Origin of the sequence: Luteimonas deserti (genome assembly GCF_013425765.1) — a bacterium.
GTDB lineage: Bacteria > Pseudomonadota > Gammaproteobacteria > Xanthomonadales > Xanthomonadaceae > Luteimonas > Luteimonas deserti.
Map to the genome: position 1 here is coordinate 54,790 of NZ_JACCJZ010000015.1, position 19,736 is coordinate 74,525.

The 19,736-nt window shown below is 68.3% G+C and carries 10 protein-coding genes and 2 tRNA genes; 6 read left to right on the forward strand and 6 right to left on the reverse strand.

All coding sequences use genetic code 11. From position 1 onward, the window contains the following. Nucleotides 1–74 precede the first annotated feature (74 nt). The gene (gene thrS / locus H0E82_RS08045) at nucleotides 75–1,982 is read right to left on the reverse strand and encodes a threonine--tRNA ligase (protein WP_180544948.1); all 1,908 of its coding nucleotides are present in this window, start codon (nucleotides 1,980–1,982) and stop codon (nucleotides 75–77) included. A gap of 349 nt (nucleotides 1,983–2,331) precedes the next feature. Here thrS and H0E82_RS08050 point away from each other — a divergent pair, with 349 nt between their 5' ends. Then, nucleotides 2,332–3,372, forward strand: a complete 1,041-nt coding sequence (locus H0E82_RS08050; RefSeq protein WP_180544949.1) for a LacI family DNA-binding transcriptional regulator — start codon at nucleotides 2,332–2,334, stop codon at nucleotides 3,370–3,372. 83 nt (nucleotides 3,373–3,455) lie between these two features. Here H0E82_RS08050 and H0E82_RS08055 read toward each other — a convergent pair whose 3' ends face one another. Beyond that, entirely contained in the window at nucleotides 3,456–5,204 is a 1,749-nt protein-coding gene (locus H0E82_RS08055; protein WP_180544950.1) for an alpha-amylase family glycosyl hydrolase, read from the reverse strand. Between the two features lie 23 nt (nucleotides 5,205–5,227). Continuing rightward, on the reverse strand, nucleotides 5,228–6,724 hold the full coding sequence (locus H0E82_RS08060; RefSeq protein ID WP_180544951.1) for an MFS transporter: 1,497 nt from the start codon (nucleotides 6,722–6,724) through the stop codon (nucleotides 5,228–5,230). 200 nt (nucleotides 6,725–6,924) lie between these two features. Between H0E82_RS08060 and H0E82_RS08065 the strand changes: the two genes are divergently transcribed. Both H0E82_RS08065 and pulA read left to right on the forward strand, forming a co-directional pair. Next, nucleotides 6,925–8,544 carry an alpha-glucosidase gene (locus tag H0E82_RS08065; protein WP_180544952.1) on the forward strand — a complete coding sequence of 540 codons (1,620 nt, stop codon included), beginning with the start codon at nucleotides 6,925–6,927 and terminating at the stop codon, nucleotides 8,542–8,544. After that, the gene (pulA, locus tag H0E82_RS08070) at nucleotides 8,541–11,285 is read left to right on the forward strand and encodes a pullulanase-type alpha-1,6-glucosidase (RefSeq protein ID WP_180545003.1); all 2,745 of its coding nucleotides are present in this window, start codon (nucleotides 8,541–8,543) and stop codon (nucleotides 11,283–11,285) included. Before H0E82_RS08065 ends, pulA begins: the two co-directional genes overlap by 4 nt. A gap of 68 nt (nucleotides 11,286–11,353) precedes the next feature. Here pulA and H0E82_RS08075 read toward each other — a convergent pair whose 3' ends face one another. After that, nucleotides 11,354–12,328, reverse strand: a complete 975-nt coding sequence (locus H0E82_RS08075) for an oxygenase MpaB family protein (protein WP_180544953.1) — start codon at nucleotides 12,326–12,328, stop codon at nucleotides 11,354–11,356. Nucleotides 12,329–12,554: 226 nt separating this feature from the next. On the opposite strand from H0E82_RS08075, the gene H0E82_RS08080 reads away from it, so the two are divergent. Further along, the gene (locus tag H0E82_RS08080; protein WP_180544954.1) at nucleotides 12,555–15,302 is read left to right on the forward strand and encodes a TonB-dependent receptor; all 2,748 of its coding nucleotides are present in this window, start codon (nucleotides 12,555–12,557) and stop codon (nucleotides 15,300–15,302) included. A gap of 583 nt (nucleotides 15,303–15,885) precedes the next feature. Here the strand turns inward: H0E82_RS08080 and H0E82_RS08085 are convergent. Continuing rightward, nucleotides 15,886–15,960 (reverse strand) — tRNA-Val (locus H0E82_RS08085). A 57-nt stretch (nucleotides 15,961–16,017) separates the two neighbouring features. Continuing rightward, entirely contained in the window at nucleotides 16,018–18,051 is a 2,034-nt protein-coding gene (gene uvrB, locus H0E82_RS08090; protein WP_180544955.1) for an excinuclease ABC subunit UvrB, read from the reverse strand. A gap of 182 nt (nucleotides 18,052–18,233) precedes the next feature. On the opposite strand from uvrB, the gene H0E82_RS08095 reads away from it, so the two are divergent. Next, nucleotides 18,234–18,758: a GspH/FimT family pseudopilin gene (locus tag H0E82_RS08095; protein ID WP_180544956.1), complete on the forward strand. Its 525-nt coding sequence runs from the start codon at nucleotides 18,234–18,236 to the stop codon at nucleotides 18,756–18,758. 600 nt (nucleotides 18,759–19,358) lie between these two features. Continuing rightward, nucleotides 19,359–19,435: transfer RNA gene (locus tag H0E82_RS08100), tRNA-Asn, on the forward strand. The last annotated feature ends 301 nt before the right edge of the window (nucleotides 19,436–19,736 follow it).

Here is a 19,736-nt window from a genome sequence, read left to right on the forward strand (position 1 = left end):
GTGGAACATGCCGCGACCTGTCAGGCTGCGGGCCGTCCGGCGCAGACCATCCTGGCGCTGCACCGGTGAAGGTTTCATGCTGAAACGTGCTCCGCGCGAATGCGCGAAACGAAATCTGCGATCGACATGGTGCCAAGATCCTCCCCGGTCCGTGTCCGAACCGCCACTGCGCCGTTCTCCTTCTCGCGGTCCCCGGTCACGAGCAGATACGGCACGCGCTGCAGCGTATGTTCGCGGATCTTATAGCCGATCTTCTCGTTCCGCAAATCGGCCTCGATCCGGACCCCTTGATTTGAAAGGGATTTCCGAACCTCTGAAACGAAATCGGCCTGGGCGTCGGTGATGTTCATCACCACTGCCTGCACCGGGGCCAGCCAGCTCGGGAACTGGCCGGCGTGGTGCTCGATCAGGATGCCGATGAAACGCTCCATCGAGCCGACGATCGCCCGGTGCAGCATCACCGGATGCTTCTTCTGGCTGTGCTCGTCGACGTACTCCGCGCCCAGGCGCCCCGGCATCATGAAATCGACCTGCATCGTGCCGAGCTGCCAGGTGCGGCCGATCGCGTCCTTGAGGTGGTACTCGATCTTCGGTCCGTAGAACGCGCCCTCGCCGGGCAGCTCCAACCACTCGACGCCGGCCGAGCGCAGCGCACTGCGCAGCGCGTCCTCGGCGCGGTCCCAGGTGGCGTCGTCGCCGAGTCGGGATTCGGGCCGCAGGGCGATCTTGATCTGGATGTCGTCGAAACCGAAATCCGCGTAGACCTTCAATGCCTGGGCATGGAAGTCGCGCACCTCCGCCTCGACCTGGTCCGGCGTACAGAAGATGTGGCCGTCGTCCTGGGTGAAGCCGCGCACGCGCAAAATGCCGTGCAGCGCGCCGGAGGGCTCGTTGCGATGGCAGCTGCCGAACTCGCCGTAGCGGATCGGCAGGTCGCGATAGCTGTGCAGGCCCTGGTTAAAGACCTGCACGTGGCCCGGGCAGTTCATGGGCTTCACCGCGTAGGTCCGCTTCTCGGACTCGGTGAAGAACATGTTCTCCTTGTAGTTATCCCAATGGCCGGACTGCTTCCACAGGGTCACGTCGAGAATCTGCGGGCAGCGCACCTCGCCGTAGCCGCTGTGCTGGTAGACGCGCCGCATGTACTGCTCGACCACCTGCCAGAGCGCCCAGCCCTTGGGATGCCAGAACACCAGGCCGGGTCCCTCCTCCTGCAGATGGAAGAGCTCCTGGGCCTTGCCGATGCGGCGATGGTCGCGCTTCTCGGCTTCCTCGATGCGCTGGATGTAGGCCTTGAGCTGCTTCGAATCCGCCCAGGCGGTGCCGTAGATGCGCTGCAGCTGCTCGTTCTTGGAATCGCCGCGCCAGTACGCGCCCGAGATGCGCGTGAGCTTGAAGGCCTTGAGGAAACGCGTGTTCGGCACGTGCGGACCGCGGCACATGTCGACGTATTCCTGGTGGTGGTACAGGCCCATCTGGGTGATGTCGGCGGACATGTCGTCGATCAGGCGCAGCTTGTAGTCCTCGCCGCGGGCCTTGAACGTTTCGATGACCTCGGCGCGCGGCGTCATCTTCTTGACGACGTCGTACTCGGTGTCGATCAGCTCGACCATGCGCTTCTCGATGGCCGCCATGTCGTCGGGCGTGAACGGACGCTCGGAGTAGATGTCGTAGTAGAAACCGTCGTCGATCACCGGACCGATGACCATCTTCGCGTCCGGATACAGCTGCTTGACCGCATGACCCACGAGGTGCGCGCAGGAGTGACGAATGATCTCGACACCCTCGGCATCCTTCGCGGTCAGGATCTGCAGCGAGGCGTCGTGGTCGATGAGGTCGGAGGCATCGACCTGGCGGCCATCGACCTTGCCGGCAATGGTCGCCTTGGCGAGGCCAGGACCGATCGACTGGGCGACGTCCATGACGGAGACGGGGTGGTCGAACTCGCGGTGGCTGCCGTCGGGGAGCGTGATGGTGATCATTGAGAAGACGCCGTGATTGGTGATTCGCGATGGATGTTCCGGGAGGCGAACGGGGGACTCGGGCCAGTGCCACTCACCCATCGCCGGTCACCGGCCAAAAAAAAGCGCCACGCGGGCGCCTGCTGCGGGAGCCCGGGGTCGATCAGCGCTGGAGGATCGTAGTGCTCATGTCGCACGCTCGGCCGGCGCAGGGCGCGGGCCACCTGTACGGAGGATCGGGCCGAGATGGTAGCGCAGAAGCAGGCCGCCCGGCGCTGCGACGGGCGGCCCCGGGGAGGCCCGCCGGTCAGGCGGCGCTGCCCGCGCGGCGCGTGGCATGATCGCCCCGGTACTCCCCGCCCGGGCCGCGATGACCATCAAAGGCAAGCCGACCTCGCTGGACATCGCCCACCGGGCCGGCGTTTCCCAGCCCACGGTGTCGCGGGCCCTGCGCGGCCACCCGTCGGTCAATCCGGAAACCCGAGACCGGATCCTGGCGATCGCCCGCGAGCTCAACTACAAGGTCGACAAGAACGCCTCCAACCTGCGCCGGCAGCAGTCGGGCACGCTGGCGCTGCTGCTGTTCGAGGATCCGACCACCGACCAGTCGCACATCAATCCCTTCTTCCTGCCGATGCTCGGCTCGATCACACGGGCCTGCGCGCGCCACGGCCAGGACCTGCTGATCTCGTTCCAGCAACTCTCCGACGACTGGCACGCCGACTACGGCGACAGCCACAAGGCGGACGGGCTGATCCTGCTCGGTTACGGCGATTACCTCGCCTACCAGGGCAAGTTGCGCACGCTGGTCGAGCAGGGCACGCAGTTCGTGCGCTGGGGCGCGGTGCTGCCGGACCAGCCCGGCATCTCGATCGGCTGCGACAACGCCAATGGCGGTGCGCTGGTCGGCGAGCATCTGGCCGGGATCGGCTGCAGACGGATCGCGTTTCTCGGCGATGCCTCGAGCCGGTATCCGGAGTTCCTCGACCGCTACCGCGGCTGCGAGGCTGCGCTCTCGGCCCACGGCCTGGCCATGGATCCTCGGTTGCAGGTGGACGCCGAGAGTGCGGAGGGCTCGGGGCATGCCGCCGCGACCGAACTGCTGCGCCGCGGACATCCATTCGATGCGGTGTTCGCGGCCAGCGACCTGATCGCGATCGGCGCGATGCAGGCCTTCTCCGCCGCAGGCCTGCGGATCCCGGACGACGTGGCCGTGGTGGGCTTCGACGACATTCCGGCGGCGCGCATGACCACCCCCGCCCTGACCACGGTGGTCCAGGACACCCTGACCGCGGGCGAGCTGCTGGTCGACACGTTGATGCACCTCGTGCACGGGGAGCCCGCGGAGAGCCTGCGGCTGCCGACTACGCTGGTGGTGCGCGATTCGACCGCGAAGGCGCGCGCCGGCTGACGCCAGGGGCCGGGAAGCGGGCACGCGGATGCCCGCTCCGACTGACGGTTCCCCCGCACCGCGAACGCCGCGACCCGCCCGCGCTACCGCGTGCCTGCAGGCTCCGTGTCCGGGCCGCCGTGACGTCCGGCCATCAGGGTCCGCAGCCGTGCGCGCAAGGTGGGCGACACCGGCACGTCTTCGCGCAGCAGCACGCGCACGCCGTGCGCGGAGACATCGAGGCGCAGTCCCGCGACCGACGCGATTCCGGACCCGTCGAACGCGTCGCGCCATGCGCCGTCGTCGATGTCCGTCGACCCCAGACGCGCCGCCCAGGGCGTATCGCCCTTGTTGAGCAGCACCAGCGCGGTCTGGCGCACACCGCCGTCGTCGAGCACGCGATAGAACACCGCGTGGTCGCCCTCGAGCAGCAGCGGCAACTGCAGGCCGCGCTGCAGTGCCGGTGTGTCGCGGCGCAGCGTGGCGATGCGGGTCAGCGCCGCATGGATCGGCGTGCCGACGCCGGCATCCACGCGCGCCTGCCCGTAGTACGCCCGGTTGCCGGCGTGTTCGGCGCGGCCGCGCATGAAGCCCGTCTCCGAGCCGTAGTAGACGACCGGAATCCCGCGCGCGGTGAACAGCCAGTTGTGCGCGTCGATGAAGCCGGCATCGGTGGCGTCCATGCGCGGCATGTCGTGATTGTCGTAGAACGTCGTCAGCTCGTAGGGATTGGCGTAGGGCCCGCGTTCGAGGTGCAGGCTCGGCGCGAGGCGCTCGAAGCCGGCGCTGCCGGCGAACACCGCATCCATCGCCTGTTTCATCGGGAAATCGAGCACGCTGATGCCGCCGTTCACGGCCCAGGTGTGCTCGGCGATCTTCGCCGCGTCGTAGTCGAAGGCCTCGCCGAACATGAAGAAGTCCGGCCGCTCGGTGCGGATGCGGTCGGCGAAGCGCTTCCAGAACGCATGCGGCATCCACGCGATGGTGTCGATGCGGAACGCATCCGCGCCCTGCCCGATCCAGTGTTCGTAGGCGCCGGCCAGGTAGTCGAACACCGCCGGATTGGCGGCATCGAAGTCCGCCAGCTGCGCCAGGTTGCCGTCGAAGATCGAACCGGTCTCGGCGTCCACCGGCCCGGTGGTGTTGTAGAACGCGTGCAGCGGATTGCGGCCCGGATCGAGCTGGTGCGGTGGCAGGTTCTGGTGATCGGCGATCAAGCGGCCCTCTGCATCGAAGATCTGACCGAAACCCGGCTGCGCGACCGGCATCGTCCACGCCGGCGAACCGTGGTTGCCGACGATGTCGAGCACGGTCTTCAGGCCGGCCGCGCGCAGGCCGTCGGTGAAGGCGCGGAAATCGAGACCGGCGCTCGGCAGGTGCTCGTCCACCTGGTAGAAGTTCGTGCCCCAGTAGCCGTGATAGCCCGTCTTGCCGCGGTCGGTGAGCGTGCTGCCGCAGCTGATCGAATCGCCCCCGGTGAACGCCTCGTCGGGATTGGCGACGATCGGTGTGATCCATACCGCACCGAAGCCCATGTCGCGGATGTAGCCGGCGTTGTCGAGCACGCCGCGGAAGTCGCCGCCCAGATACCCGATGTTGCCGTCGATGCCGTCCTCGCAACGCACCGGGATGTCGAAGGTGCGATGCGCACCGCCCTGGTCGCGCTGGTCGTTCGTGGGATCGCCGTTGACGAAGCGGTCGGTGACGACGAAGTAGACCGAATGCGCGGCGAACGGCGCGCGGGTGCCGTAGAGCGCGCCTCCGACCGGCGCGTCGGCACGCAACGGCTGACCTCCGTGCGAGCAGGCCGCGCACAGCGCGGCGGCGAGAACGGCGGTCAACGGTCGGATCATGCGCAGGCTCCAGCAGGATGGATTCAGGTCGGGGTGACGGCCAGCTCGGAGCGCGGCCGCGCGACACGCAGCGCGAACAGCCCGCCGATCGCGAGACTGGCGCCGCCGAGCATCAGCGCGCGCACCGGATCGCCGTCGAAGACGCGTCCGAGCAGCACGCCGAGCGTGCTCACCGCCACCAGCTGCGGGATGACGATGAAGAAATTGAAGATGCCCATGTACACGCCCATCTTGTGCGCGGGCAGGCTGTCGGAGAGCAGCGCATACGGCAGCGACAGGATCGAGGCCCAGGCGAAGCCCACGCCGACCATCGACAGCAGCAGCCACTGCGGATCGCGGATGAAGGCGATCGACACCAGCCCGGCGCCGCCGAGGAACAGGTTGACCAGGTGGGTCAGACGCAGGCCGAGGCGTCGTGCCATCCACGGAATGGCGATCGCGGCCAGCGCGGCGAATCCGTTGTAGGCCGCGAACAGCACGCCCACCCAGTTCGCGCCCTCGTTGAACGCGGTCGACTGCGGATCGCTGCTGCCGTAGTGCGTCTGCGCCACCGCGGCCGTGGTGTAGATCCACATCGCGAACAGGCCGAACCACGAGAAGAACTGCACGACGGCCAGCTGGCGCATCGCCGGCGGCATCGCGTGCAGGTCGGCGGCGATCGTCGGCAGCATCCGCTGCGACGCCATGCGCGCCGCGATCAGTCGCAGCGCGCCGTAGGCCAGCGGCAGCCCCGCCAGCACGTAGAGCATGCGGTCCCAGCCGAGACCGTAGACGAGCCCGAGCCCGGCCAGCCCGACGAGGAGCCAGGGCAGCCCGCCGAGTGCCGACGGCACAGGCGCATCGGCCGCGGTCAACGCACCTGCAGGCTGGGCATCGTCGAACGCGGCCAGCACCTCGGGCGGATATTCGCGCGTGCGCAGCACGGTCCACAGCACCGCGAGCAGCAACACGGTGCCGCCGAAGTAGAACGCGTAGCGCACGGTGTCCGGCACTTCGCCGGGGCCGGCGGTATTGGCGACACCGAGTTTCGCGAGCACGAACGGCAGCGCGCTGGCGATCACCGAGCCCACGCCGATGAAGAAGCCCTGCATCGCGTAGCCGGTGGGCCGCTGCGGCGGCGCGAGCTGGTCACCGACGAAGGCCCGGAACGGCTCCATCGACACGTTGAGCGAGGCGTCGAGCACCCACAGCGTGCCAGCGGCGATCCACAGCTCGGGCGAGTTGGGCATCACCAGCAGCGCCGCGGTCGAGAAGATCGCGCCCCACAGGAAGTACGGACGCCGGCGGCCGAGGCGTGTCCAGGTGCGGTCGGAGAAGTAGCCGATCACCGGCTGCACCAGCAGGCCGGTCAGGGGCGCGGCGATCCACAGCCCGGGCACCTGTTCCATGTCGGCGCCGAGCGTCTGGAAGATGCGGCTGACGTTGGCGTTCTGCAGGGCGAATCCGAACTGGATGCCCAGAAAGCCGAAGCACATGTTCCAGATCTGCCAGAACGACAGTGACGGTTTCGTATTGCGCATGTGCTGCGACTCCCCTCCCAAGGACCGCTGCGCCATCGCGGCAGTGCGACGGCGGACCCATGGTAGCGAGCAGCCGTTCGACGGCCACGACCTGCATACGTATTCATCGCATGCGCCACCACCGCACGCTTCCGCACGCGCCGCACCATGCACTAACGTCGCATCGCGTCGCGCACTGCGGCGGGGAGGCGAGACGAGTGATGGCGAACAACCCGTGGTGGCGCGGCGCGGTGATCTACCAGATCTACCCGCGCAGCTTCATGGACAGCGACGGCGACGGCATCGGCGACCTGCCGGGCATCATCGACCGGCTCGACCATGTGGCGCAGCTCGGCGTGGACGCGATCTGGGTGTCGCCGTTCTTCCGCTCGCCGATGCACGACTACGGCTACGACATCGCCGACCAGCGCGACGTCGATCCGATGTTCGGCACGCTCGCCGATTTCGACGCCTTGCTCGCCAAGGCGCACGGCCTGGGGCTGAAGGTGATGATCGACCAGGTGTTCAGCCACACCTCGAACGAGCACGCCTGGTTCCAGGAAAGCCGCGCCTCGCGCGACAACCCCAGGGCCGACTGGTACGTCTGGGCCGATGCGAAGCCCGACGGCACGCCGCCCAACAACTGGCTGTCGATCTTCGGCGGCCCGGCCTGGAAGTGGGAGCCGCGGCGCCGGCAGTACTACCTGCACAATTTCCTGTCCAGCCAGCCGGACCTCAATTTCCACAACCCCGACGTGCAGCAGGCCACGCTGGACTACGTGCGCTTCTGGCTGGACCGCGGCGTCGACGGCTTCCGGCTCGACTCGATCAACTTCTGTTTCCATGACCCGGCGCTGCGCGACAACCCGGCCAAGCCCGAGGCGCTGCGTCTGGGCCGCGGCTTCTCGCCGGACAATCCTTACGCGTTCCAGTACCACTGGTACAACAACACGCAGCCGGAGAACATCGGCTTCATCGAGCAGCTGCGCACGCTGATGGACGGATATGCGGACGTTGCCGCGCTCGGCGAGATCTCGTCCGAGGATTCGCTGGCCACCACTGCCGAGTACACCAGCGCCGGCCGGCTGCACATGGGCTACAGCTTCGAGCTGCTGGTCGACGATTTCAGCGCCGGCTACATCCGCGGCACCGTCGAGCGCCTCGAGGCGGCGATGACCGAAGGCTGGCCGTGCTGGGCGATTTCCAACCACGACGTGCAGCGCGCGGTGACCCGCTGGGGCGGCGCGGACGCGAGCGACGATTTCGCCCGGCAGATGATCGGCCTGGTGTGCACGCTGCGCGGTTCGGTCTGCCTGTACCAGGGCGAGGAACTCGGCCTGCCCGAGGCCGACGTGCCGTTCGAGAAGCTGCGCGATCCCTACGGCATCACGTTCTGGCCGAACTTCAAGGGCCGTGACGGTTGCCGGACGCCGATGCCCTGGACCGCGGACCCGGGTGCCGGCTTCACCACCGGCGAGCCCTGGCTGCCAATCCCCGACGCGCATCGCGCCCGCAGCGTCGAACAGCAGGAGGACGATCCGGCGTCCGTGCTCGTCTCGGCGCGGCGTTTCCTGCACTGGCGCCAGGCGCAGCCGGCACTGGTGCGGGGCGACCAGCAGTTCGTCGATGCGCCCGAGCCGGTGCTGGCGCTGGTCCGCAGCCTGGGCGCCGACCGCGTGCTCGCGGTATTCAATCTGTCCGCCGGCGCCGTGGACTGGACAGTGCCCCCGGAGATGGAGGCCGCCCGGGCGCTGGACGGCCATGGTCTGCGCCCCGGGACGCTCGAAGGGCGACTGTTGCGCCTGCCGCCGCACGCCGCGCTGTTCGCCGCGCTGCCCTGACCGGTGTCGGCGCACAGCACCGCCTCCGATCTGCACTCGCGCTCGCCGCGCTCGCTGGCGGCGGTGCGCAGGCCGCCGTCCCCGCCTGGACCGATTGCGACGCACCCGGGTTCGCACGCACCCTGCATGCGCTGCACACGGATGCCGCGCCCGTTCACGCCCGCGCTCACTGGCTCGATCGCCGCCTGATCCGCTGGCCCGGCGCCGATACGGAGGCAGGCGGCCGCTACCGGCTCTATCAGGCCCGGCGCGCGACGCTCGTCGCGCGTCCCGGCGCGCGGGTCACGGCCTATGACCACGTGTTCGATACCCGCCTGCATACCGATGCCCTGCCGGACGCATTGCGCGAGCGCTTCCGTTTCGTCGGCACCGGCCCCACGCTCGCCATCGACCTCGACGATGCCACCCTCGGCGCGCTGCATCGCGGTCAGCTGCTGCTGGTACACGAGGACGACGACGGCCGCGTGCTCGATGCGACCGCGCTCCAGGTGGCAGGAGCCTTCGACGACCTCTACAGCGCCGCACGTGACGCACCGGCGCCCAGGATCGCGGTGTCCGGCCGGGGCACGGCGTTCCGGCTCTGGGCGCCTTCGGCGCAGGCGGTCACGGTCTGCCTGTATCCGCAGCCGGGCGCCGCCGCGAAGACGATGATGCCGCTGGCCCACGAGGCGGCGACCGGGATGTGGACTGCCACGCTTCCCCAGGCGCTGGAGGGACACGCCTATCTCTACCTGGTGGACGTCTTCGTGCCCGGCGTCGGCATCGTCCGCAATCGCGTCACCGACCCGTATTCGGTCGCGCTGACCGCCGATTCCAGACGCAGCGTGGTGCTGGACCTCGATGCTCCGGCCCTGCGGCCCCCCGGCTGGGATCGCGATGCCGCGCCGGCGCTCGCAGCGGCGACCGACATGGTCATCTACGAGCTGCACGTGCGCGATTTCTCACGCGACGACACCAGCGTTCCCGAAGCGTTGCGCGGCCGCTACGCGGCGTTCGCGCAACCGGATTCAGAGGGCGTGCGGCATCTGCGCCGCCTGCGCGATGCCGGCGTCACCGACGTGCATCTGCTGCCGGTGTTCGACCTGGCCACGGTCCCGGAACAGGGCTGCGTGGTGCCGGCGATTCCGCAGGCCGCGCCCGACAGCACGCTGCAGCAGGCGGCCGTGGCGGCGGTGGCGGCCCACGACTGTTTCAACTGGGGCTACGACCCGCTGCATTTCGACGTGCCCGAAGGCAGCTATGCGAGCGACGCGGACGATCCGGGCGCGCGCATCCTCGAGTTCCGGCGCATGGTCCAGGCCCTGCATGGCCTCGGCCTGCGCGTCGGCATGGACGTGGTCTACAACCACACCAGCGCATCCGGCCAGCATGCGCAATCGGTGCTGGACCGCATCGTGCCCGGCTATTACCACCGCCTCGATGCCGAGGGGCGTGTCGAGACCTCGACCTGCTGCGACAACACCGCGACCGAGCACGCGATGATGGCGCGGCTGATGATCGACTCGGCCGAGCACTGGGTGCGCCACTACCGGATCGACGCCTTCCGTTTCGACCTCATGGGGCACCAGCCGCGTGCGGCGATGCTCGAGCTCCAGGCGCGCGTGGACGCGGCCGCGGGCCGCCCGGTGCCGCTGATCGGCGAAGGCTGGAACTTCGGCGAAGTGGCCGACGGCGCGCGGTTCGTGCAGGCCGCCCAGGGGACGCTGTCCGGCACCGGCATCGCCACCTTCAGCGACCGCGCGCGCGATGCCGTACGCGGGGGCGGTCCGTCCGATCGAGGCGATGCGCTGGCCGGGCGGCGCGGCTGGATCCACGGACACGAGGACACGAGCCTGCTCCATCGGCAGGCCGACCTCGTCCGCGCGGGACTCGCAGGCACGCTGCGCGACTACCGCATGGACCTCGACGACGGCACCCGCCGCACGCTCTCCGACATCGACTATGCCGGGCAGGCGGCCGGCTATGCCGCCGCGCCGGGCGAGGTCGTGAACTACGTCGAGAACCACGACAACCACACGCTCTTCGACATCAACGTTCTACGCCTGCCGCCCGGTGCGGACATGGACGCACGCATACACGCGCAGGTGCTGGCGCTCGCCACCACGGCCTTCAGCCAGGGCATCGCCTACCTCCACGCCGGTGTCGAGGTGATGCGCTCGAAATCGATGGACCGCAACAGCTTCGATTCGGGCGACTGGTTCAACACGCTCGACTGGAGCGGCCGAACGCACACGTTCGGACGCGGTCTGCCACCGGCGCCCGACAACGCGGACGACTGGCCGCTGCTGCAACCGCTGCTCGCCCAGACGCAGCACATCCGCCCACAGGCATCCGACATCCTGCGCGCACGCGACATGAGCCTGGACCTGCTGCGTATCCGCGCGAGCACACCGCTGTTCCGCCTGCGCAGCGCAGCCGATGTCCAGGCTTGCCTGCGCTTTCCAGCGACGGGACCCGCATCGGATCCGAGGCTCGTCGTCGGCCATCTCGACGGACACGGGCTCGCCGACGCGCTGTACGACGACGTGCTCTACGCCATCAACACCGCGGACGGGCCGCTCAGTATCGACGTCCAGGACCTGCGCGGGCGCGGCTGGATCCTGCACCCCGTGCACCGTCGTCCCGACGCAGCGGATCCGCGTCCCCGCGAGCTGGCCCGCATCGACGATGCGCGCGGCCGCTTCACGATCCCGGCACGGACGGCGCTGGTCTTCGTGGTCCAGGCAGGTGCCGCGCGGTGATGCCCACCGGCTAGGCGCCCGTCGGGGTTGGCACGTTTCCGTTGACGGCGACCTTCGCCGCCCGAGGCTCACCCCGCCCCATCGCGGCGCGTGGTGCGGGCGACGATGTCCGCGCCGCGCACGCCCTCCCATTGGCGCAGCAGCGAGGCCGGGGCGCCGACCCGTGCGCAGGCGCGCGGCGCGATGCCGTCGGGCAGCGCGGCGCGGAAGACCGGCGCCGATGCCCGCAGCAGGTGCGCACACGCCCGGTGGCGGGCCCGTTGCACGACGCCGATTCCGAGCAGCGCCTCGGCCCACGTCGGCAGCAGCGCAGCTCCGGCACCCAGGAACACTTCGCGTGACAGCGCGGCGCCGGGCACCGGCAGGCGGATCCGATGCAGGACGGCGAGCACCTCGCGCGATCGCGCGTCGAACTGCAGCTCGGGCCTCACGCCGGCGAAGTAACGCTCGATCTCTCCCGCACTCGCCGGCACATCGCGCGCGCCCAGCGCTTCCGCCACGCGGCGCGACTCGTCGTAGTAGCGATCCTCCAGCGCGCGCGGCATCGCCATGCCCGCGTAGGCGCGGAAGCCCTGCACGAAGGCGTAGGCCTCGGAAACATGCACCCAGGTCAGCAGGTCCGGATCGTCCGCGGCATATGGCACGCCCGCCGCCGTGGTGCCCCGCACGCGGACGTGGATGGCGGCCACCCGCGCGATCAGCCGCTGCGCCTCCGCCGTTCCGGCATAGCTCGTGCCGGCCACGAATGCAGTGGTCCGGCGCAGGCGACCGACCAGATCGGCGCGGAAATCCGAGTGGTCCCAGACGCCGGCCAACGCACGCGGATGCAGGGCCTGCAACAGCAGTGCACACAGGCCGCCGGCCAGCATGCCGGGGAAATCCGCATGCACGCGCCAGGTGACGGTGTCGGGCCCGAACAGGCCGGCGTCTCCGGCCGGCGTGTCGTAGTCGATGCCGCTCTGTCCGCGCGGGAACACGCCGAGCACCCAGCGGCGGATCGCGGACTGCACGGGATTGACGAAGTGTCTGGTCGATGACGGCATGGATCGATGCTAGCGCCCTGCCGCTGCACGCGCGGTCAAGCTGCGACCCGAACTCCCGGCGACACGTCCCCGGGGGCGTTGCAATGAATACGTATGCAGCATGCGCCCGCGCAGGAAACCCGCGTCTACCATGGCCGCGACCCGTCCAGCCACGCTCCTGCAGCGCTGCGCATCGACGGCACAACTCGAAAATACAGCTGTCCGCTGGACACCCTTGGGAGGGGAGATGTCGAAGCTCGATCGCAACCTGCTCAGTGCCGCACTGTCGTCGGCATTGCTGATGCTCGCTACCAGCGCGCACGCACAGACCACCACCAGCTCGAACCCGACGCCGTCGTCGGACGGCGCCACCGAACTCGATCGCGTCACGGTCACCGGCATCCGCCGCGGCATCGAGAGCGCGATCGCGGTGAAGCGCGACGCCACATCGATCGTCGAATCGGTCTCGGCCGAGGATATCGGCAAGCTGCCCGACGTCAGCATCGCCGAGTCGATCGCGCGCCTGCCCGGCCTGTCGGCGCAGCGCGTCGCAGGCCGCGCGCAGGTGATCAGCGTGCGCGGCCTGTCACCCGACTTCGCGACCACGCTGCTCAACGGCCGCGAGATGGTCAGCACCGGCGACAACCGCAGCGTCGAGTTCGACCAGTATCCGTCGGAACTCGTCAGCGGCGTCACCGTGTACAAGACGCCCGACGCCGCCCTCGTCGGCCAGGGCCTGTCGGGCACGCTGGACATGCAGACCGTGCGCCCGCTGAACTTCGCCGATCCCGTGATCACTCTGAGTGGACGTTTCCAGCGCAACTCGCTGGGCAAGGCCGCCGATACCGATCCCTTCGGCAACCGTCTGAGCGCGAGCTACATCGGCCAGTCGGCGGATCGCCGCTTCGGTTTCTCGATCGGCGTCTCGCACAGCGACACCCCGATCCAGGAAAACCAGGTCGGTCTGTACGAGCCCTGGAAGACCGACGGGCGGCCGGGCCTCGCCGAAGGCACCTGGGCCACCGACGGCATGAAGGCCTTGCGCCGGACGGGCTACACCAAGCGCGACGGCATCATGTCCACGCTGCAGTTCCGGCCGTCCAACGCATGGACGAGCACACTGGACATGTTCCACTCGCGCGCCGAGCAGGAAGACACTGCGAACCAGTGGGAAGTGAACACCCAGTACAACGGTTCGTTCCCCTGCGATCCGGCATGCGTGTACAGCAATGTCCGGGTAGGCGAGAACAACAGCTTCGCCGGCGGCACGCTCACCGGCGTGTATCCGCTGGTGCGCGGCATGTACAACAAGCGCGACGACAGGATCTCGGCCGTGGGCTGGGGCAACGAGTTCAATTTCGAGCGTGCCCGGCTGTCGACCGATCTGAGCTGGTCGAGGGCGAAGCGTTCGGAGCTCAGCCTCGAGAACAACTCGCAGCTGCTGCCCAATCCTTCGCTCGACACGATCGAGCTCGACATCCGCAGCAACGGGTTCTCGCAGATGCGCCCGGGCCTGGATTATTCCGATCCCGCGCGGCTGTTCCTGACCAACACCATCTACGGTTCCGGCTACGGCAAGACCCCCGAGGTCGAGGACGAGCTGAAGGGCGCACGTATCGCCCTCACCGTCCCCGGTCCTGACGCGGCGAGCTGGCTCGCCGATATCGATCTCGGGATCAATCACGCCGATCGCGAGAAGTCCAAGCGCCAGCCCGAGGGCAACATCAACCTCGGCGCGCAGGGCGACACCGCGATTGCCGGCGACCTGCAGTACGGGCTGGTCGACCTGGGCTTCGCGGGCATCGGCTACATCCCGGCCTGGAACGTGCCCGGCGCGGTCGGCCGTTACATGAGCTTCGAGCCGACCGAGGACCTCGACTACCTGATCCCGAAAGCCTGGACGGTGAGCGAAAAGATCACCACCGCCTTCGCCCGCGCCAACCTGCGCACCGAATGGGGCGAGACGACCGTCAGCGGCAACATCGGCGTGCAGATCCAGCGGGTGGACCAGTCGTCGGCGTCACGCTACTGGGACAGCACCCGGCCAGCGGGCAGCAACGTCCAGCCTTTCGAAGCCGGCAAGACCTACACCGATGTGCTGCCGAGCATGAACCTGGCTTTCCAGCTGCCGAACGAGCACACGGTGCGCGTGGGCCTGGCGGAGCAGGTGGCGCGACCGCGCGTGGACCAGCTGCGTGCGTCGCTCGAGTTCGGCGTGGACGAGGCGACCGGTCGGCCTGGCGGCAGCGGCGGCAACCCGCTGCTCGACCCGTGGCGCGCCTACGCGTTCGACATTTCCTGGGAGAAGTATTTCGGCAACCGCGCCTACGTGGCCGCCGCATTCTTCTACAAGGACCTGCGCACCTACATCTACACGCAGACGGTCGACGACTACGACTTCACCGACTTCGTCGCGAGCTACGTGCCGCGTCCGGGCGCCCCGCCGGTGCAGACCATCGGCAACTTCACCGCGCCGCAGAACGGCGAAGGCGGCACGCTGCGTGGTCTCGAACTGACGGCGTCCCTGCCCTTCGACCTGTGGACCGAGTCGCTGCGCGGCTTCGGCGTCGTCGCCAGCGCGAGCTTCAACGACAGCAGCATCCAGATCTTCGATCCGGAAAGCGCAAGCAGCGTGGGCGACGGCCCGATCGATCTGCCGGGTCTGTCGAAGCGGGTCTACAACCTGACGGCGTACTACGAGCGCGACGGTTTCGAGGCGCGCGTCAGCCAGCGTCGCCGCTCGGACTTCATCGGCGAGATCGGCAACTTCGATGGTGCGCGCACGCTGCGCTATGTGGTCGGCGAGAACATCACCGACGCGCAGGTCAGCTACACCTTCGGTGAGGGCGCGTCCCTGGCGGGGCTGACCCTGCTGCTGCAGGCGAACAACCTGACCAATTCCACGTACCGGACGTATGCGGGCACGCGCGACCGGCCGCTGGAGAACGTGGAATGGGGCCGGACCTACCTGCTGGGCCTGAACTACCGGTTCTGACCCGGGGACCCCGACCTGGGGCCCTGCGCAGCGACACGTGGCAACACTCCCGACGGGGCGGTCATTGCGACCGCCCCGTTCTACGTCTGGGGACCGACTCGGGCCTCGACGGCGACGGTGATCCGGTGCGGGTACATCGCGTGCACTGCGGCTCCGGCAGCGTCATGCGTGAGTGGCATCACGAGGCGATCGCCTGTCGCCGGCGGGTGGCAGACGCCGGTTCTCTCCGGGGGCAGGTCCTTGCAGACGACGCCAGCGTCGACCGAGTGAATACGGTCACGCTTCGTCGACGCATGACCGCGGACAGCGACGCCTGATTCGATCGACACGCGGTGTCCGTCCCGACCCGGATGGCCCGTCGACGAGACGCCATGCGCGGCTCCGACGCGAACCGGATCCCGTCGGCCGGGATCCTGAAACCGCGGGATCGATCTACCGAGGCCCAGACGCTGCACACGGCGTTCGCCCTTCCAGACAGCCCCACGCCCACGTCGTCCCCGGCGCCGTCCGGACACGAAAAACCCGGCGCGTGGCCGGGTTTCGTGCTTCGTCCACTTGGTCTCCCCGAGACCGGGGATCCAGGTGGTGGGCGGTACAGGGTTCGAACCTGTGACCCCTACCATGTCAAGGTAGTGCTCTACCGCTGAGCTAACCGCCCGAAGGGTGCGCATGATACACCGGAATCGCCCGATGGCGAATACCCGGTTGCGAATCTTCAGCGCACGAGGCTCAAGTCCTTGATCTGGCGGATCTCGTCGCGCAGGCGCCCGGCCTGCTCGAACTCGAGATCGCGCGCGTGCTGGTACATCTGCTGCTCCAGCGCCTTGAGCCGGGCCGCCAGCTTCTCCGGCGGCATGGCGGCATAGTCCTCGACCGGTTCGGCGACCTTGCGGGTCTTGCCGCGCCCCTTCTTCACCATCTCGGGCTCGGCCCGCGCGCCCTCCATGATGTCGACGATGGCGCGCGCCACCGAGGTCGGCGTGATGCCGTGCTGCTCGTTGTATTCGACCTGCTTGGCGCGGCGACGGTCGGTCTCGTCGAGCGCCATCTGCATCGAGTTGGTGATGCGGTCCGCATAGAGGATCGCCTTGCCACGCAGGTTGCGTGCAGCGCGGCCGATGGTCTGGATCAGCGAGCCGCCCGAGCGCAGGAAGCCTTCCTTGTCGGCATCGAGGATCGCCACCAGCGATACCTCGGGCATGTCCAGGCCCTCGCGCAGCAGATTGATGCCGACGAGCACGTCGAACTTGCCCAGGCGCAGGTCGCGGATGATCTCCACGCGCTCGACGGTGTCGATGTCCGAATGCAGGTAACGCACCTTGATGTCGTGTTCGCCGAGGTATTCGGTGAGGTTCTCGGCCATGCGCTTGGTCAGTACCGTGATCAGCACGCGGTCGCCCATCGCGACGCGTTCGTTGATCTCGCCGAGTACGTCGTCGACCTGGGTCGCGACCGGACGGATCTCGACCTGCGGATCGATCAATCCGGTCGGGCGCACCACCAGTTCGGTGATCTGCCCTTCCGATTTCTCCAGCTCGTACGAGCCGGGCGTGGCCGACACGAAGATCGCCCGCGGGGCGCGGCCTTCCCACTCCTCGAACTTCAAGGGCCGGTTGTCCATCGCCGAGGGCAAGCGGAAGCCGAAATTCACCAGCGTTTCCTTGCGCGCACGGTCGCCCTTGTACATCGCACCGATCTGCGGAACGGTGACGTGGGACTCGTCGACGACCAGAAGCGCATCGGGCGGCAGGTAGTCGAACAGACACGGCGGCGCCTCGCCGGGCATGCGTCCGGTCAGGTGCCGCGAGTAGTTTTCCACGCCGTTGCAGTACCCGACTTCGGCCATCATCTCCAAATCGAACTGGGTGCGCTGCTGCAGTCGCTGGGCCTCGAGCAACTTGCCCTCGGCATAGAACTGCTCCAGCCGCGGTGGCAGCTCGGCCTTGATCGAATTGATCGCCTCGTGCGTCGTGCGGCGCGTGGTGACGTAATGCGACTTCGGATAAATCGTGTAGCGCGGCAAGGTCCGCCTGGTTTCGCCGGTCAACGGATCGAACTGGGTGATCCGCTCGATCTCGCCGTCGAACAGCTCGATCCGCAGGGCCTCCATCTCGGATTCGGCCGGATGGATGTCGATGACCTCGCCGCGCACGCGATACGTGCCTCGCCGCAACTCGGTGTCGTTGCGGCTGTACTGCATCTCGGTCAGGCGCCGGATCAGCTCGCGCTGGTCGATGCGCTCGCCGCGCACCATGTGCAGCACCATGCGGAAGTACTCGTTCGGGTCGCCCAGGCCATAGATCGCCGACACCGAGCACACCACGATCGCGTCCCGCCGCTCGAGCAGTGCCTTCGTCGCCGACAGCCGCATCTGTTCGATGTGCTCGTTCACCGAGCTGTCCTTCTCGATGTACGTGTCCGACGACGGCACGTAGGCCTCGGGCTGGTAGTAGTCGTAATAGCTGACGAAATACTCGACCGCGTTGTGCGGGAAGAACGACTTGAACTCGCCGTAGAGCTGCGCGGCCAGCGTCTTGTTCGGCGCCATCACCAACGTCGGCTTCTGCACCTGCTGGATCACGTTGGCGATCGTGTAGGTCTTGCCCGAGCCGGTGACGCCGAGCAGCGTCTGGTGCGCCAGCCCCGCCTCGAAGCCCTCGACGAGCTTCTCGATCGCCTGCGGCTGATCGCCGGCGGGCTTGTAGGGCGAGACGAGCTGGAACGCGGCGGGATGGATGACGTCGTTCATGGAGTCGGCGCTTCAGGAAACGGGGGAGATGGGGACGCGGGAGCCGGGGCACAACAGGCGGCCCCCGGCCACATTCCGACCTTACCAGCCGGACCCTTCCGACCCTGCGAAGCGTGCACCCCCCAATGCACCGGCCCGCGATCTCGCGCACGGTGCAGGTCCCTGGCCGCAAGGATGCCGCCATGCCGAAACACACCGGCTTCACCCTGATCGAGCTGCTCACCACGCTTGCGGTCCTGGCCGTCCTCTTTGCGGTCGGGCTGCCCGGCCTTGCCGATGCCCTCGCCCGCCACCGGGTGCAGACCACGATGCATCTGGTCAGCGCCGATCTGGCGATGGCCCGGAGCAGCGCGATCATGCGACGTAGCGCCGTCGTGGTCTGCCCCGGCACGGGGGCCAACGGCTGCCACGGAGACGCGGACTGGGGACAGGGGTGGATCGTCTTCGCCGATCCGGACGGCAACCGGCGTCCCGACACGCTCGACCAGCTCCTGCGCGTTTCGAGCGCGCCGGGCACCGGCAGCGGCGCCATGCGTATCGGCGCGACCCGCAACTTCGTGCGCTACCAGCGCGACGGGCGCAGTGCCGGCACCAACCTCACGATCCGCGTCTGCAGCGGTGACACGCTCGCCGGCCAGGTCATCGTCAACAATCTCGGGCGGGTGCGCACCGCAAGACCGGCCCGACCCACGGTGTGCCCAATGTGAGGTGAGCAACCGGGGGCCGCTGCAGACAGGGACTCCGGGGAATGCGCAGCCTGCTGAACCGCTTTTGGCTGCGGCAGCGCGGGCGTGCGCGCCGTCACCGCCCCACCGGCCCGACAGGCCGGATGCAGGCACACGCACTCGGGACACAGCCTACCTGCACGACCGATGCGTCCCCGACCAGATGACTGCCGGAGCTGATTGGGTGCGAGGAGAACGTTGCGTGCGCGTACGGGAATGCCCGAGACCGGGCCATTCGGGCCGGTTCGGGCCCGCTGGGGCGCGTTCCGGCGCATCACTCCCGGAAACGTGCGGAACCTCGCGCCGCCGGGTCCGTCATCGACACGGCGCTCTCCTTCACACGGCGACGCTCCGCACTGCTGCCTGGAACATGCCTGAGGGCCATGGACCGGACACCGCGCAAAGCCGATCCCACCACCGGACCGTATCGGAGGCACCTGCGAGACACGGGTGGGCGCAGATCGAAGATCTCCCACCGATTCCAAGTCCAGCGTTCCTCGTGGACCGCGCTTTCGTCGGCGTCGAGATCGGCCGTGGAAGAGGCTTGACCCTTGGCGACAACCGATTAGAATGTGCGTCCCCGCCCGAATAGCTCAGCCGGTTAGAGCACTTGACTGTTAATCAGGGGGTCGTTGGTTCGAGTCCAACTTCGGGCGCCAGATACGAAGCCTGCGCAGTGATGCGCAGGCTTTTTTTGTTGGGCGATTCGTGCGCGCTGACAAGGCTTCGCCTCCACCACGATTTCCGTTGGGTTTGACGCGTCACTGACCGGCAGCAACAACCTCGCTCTGCATTCTGTTGGAACCACGCCGTCTGCTGCTTGCTCACGTCGGATCTGGCCCGGATCCCGGGTTCGGAATCAACTTCAGGGCCGACCCGCATAGTCGGGATCACTGCTGTGCAGACGCGCAGGGCCATAAGGGAGGATCTCGCCCCTATCACCGACCCCGCGCATCCACG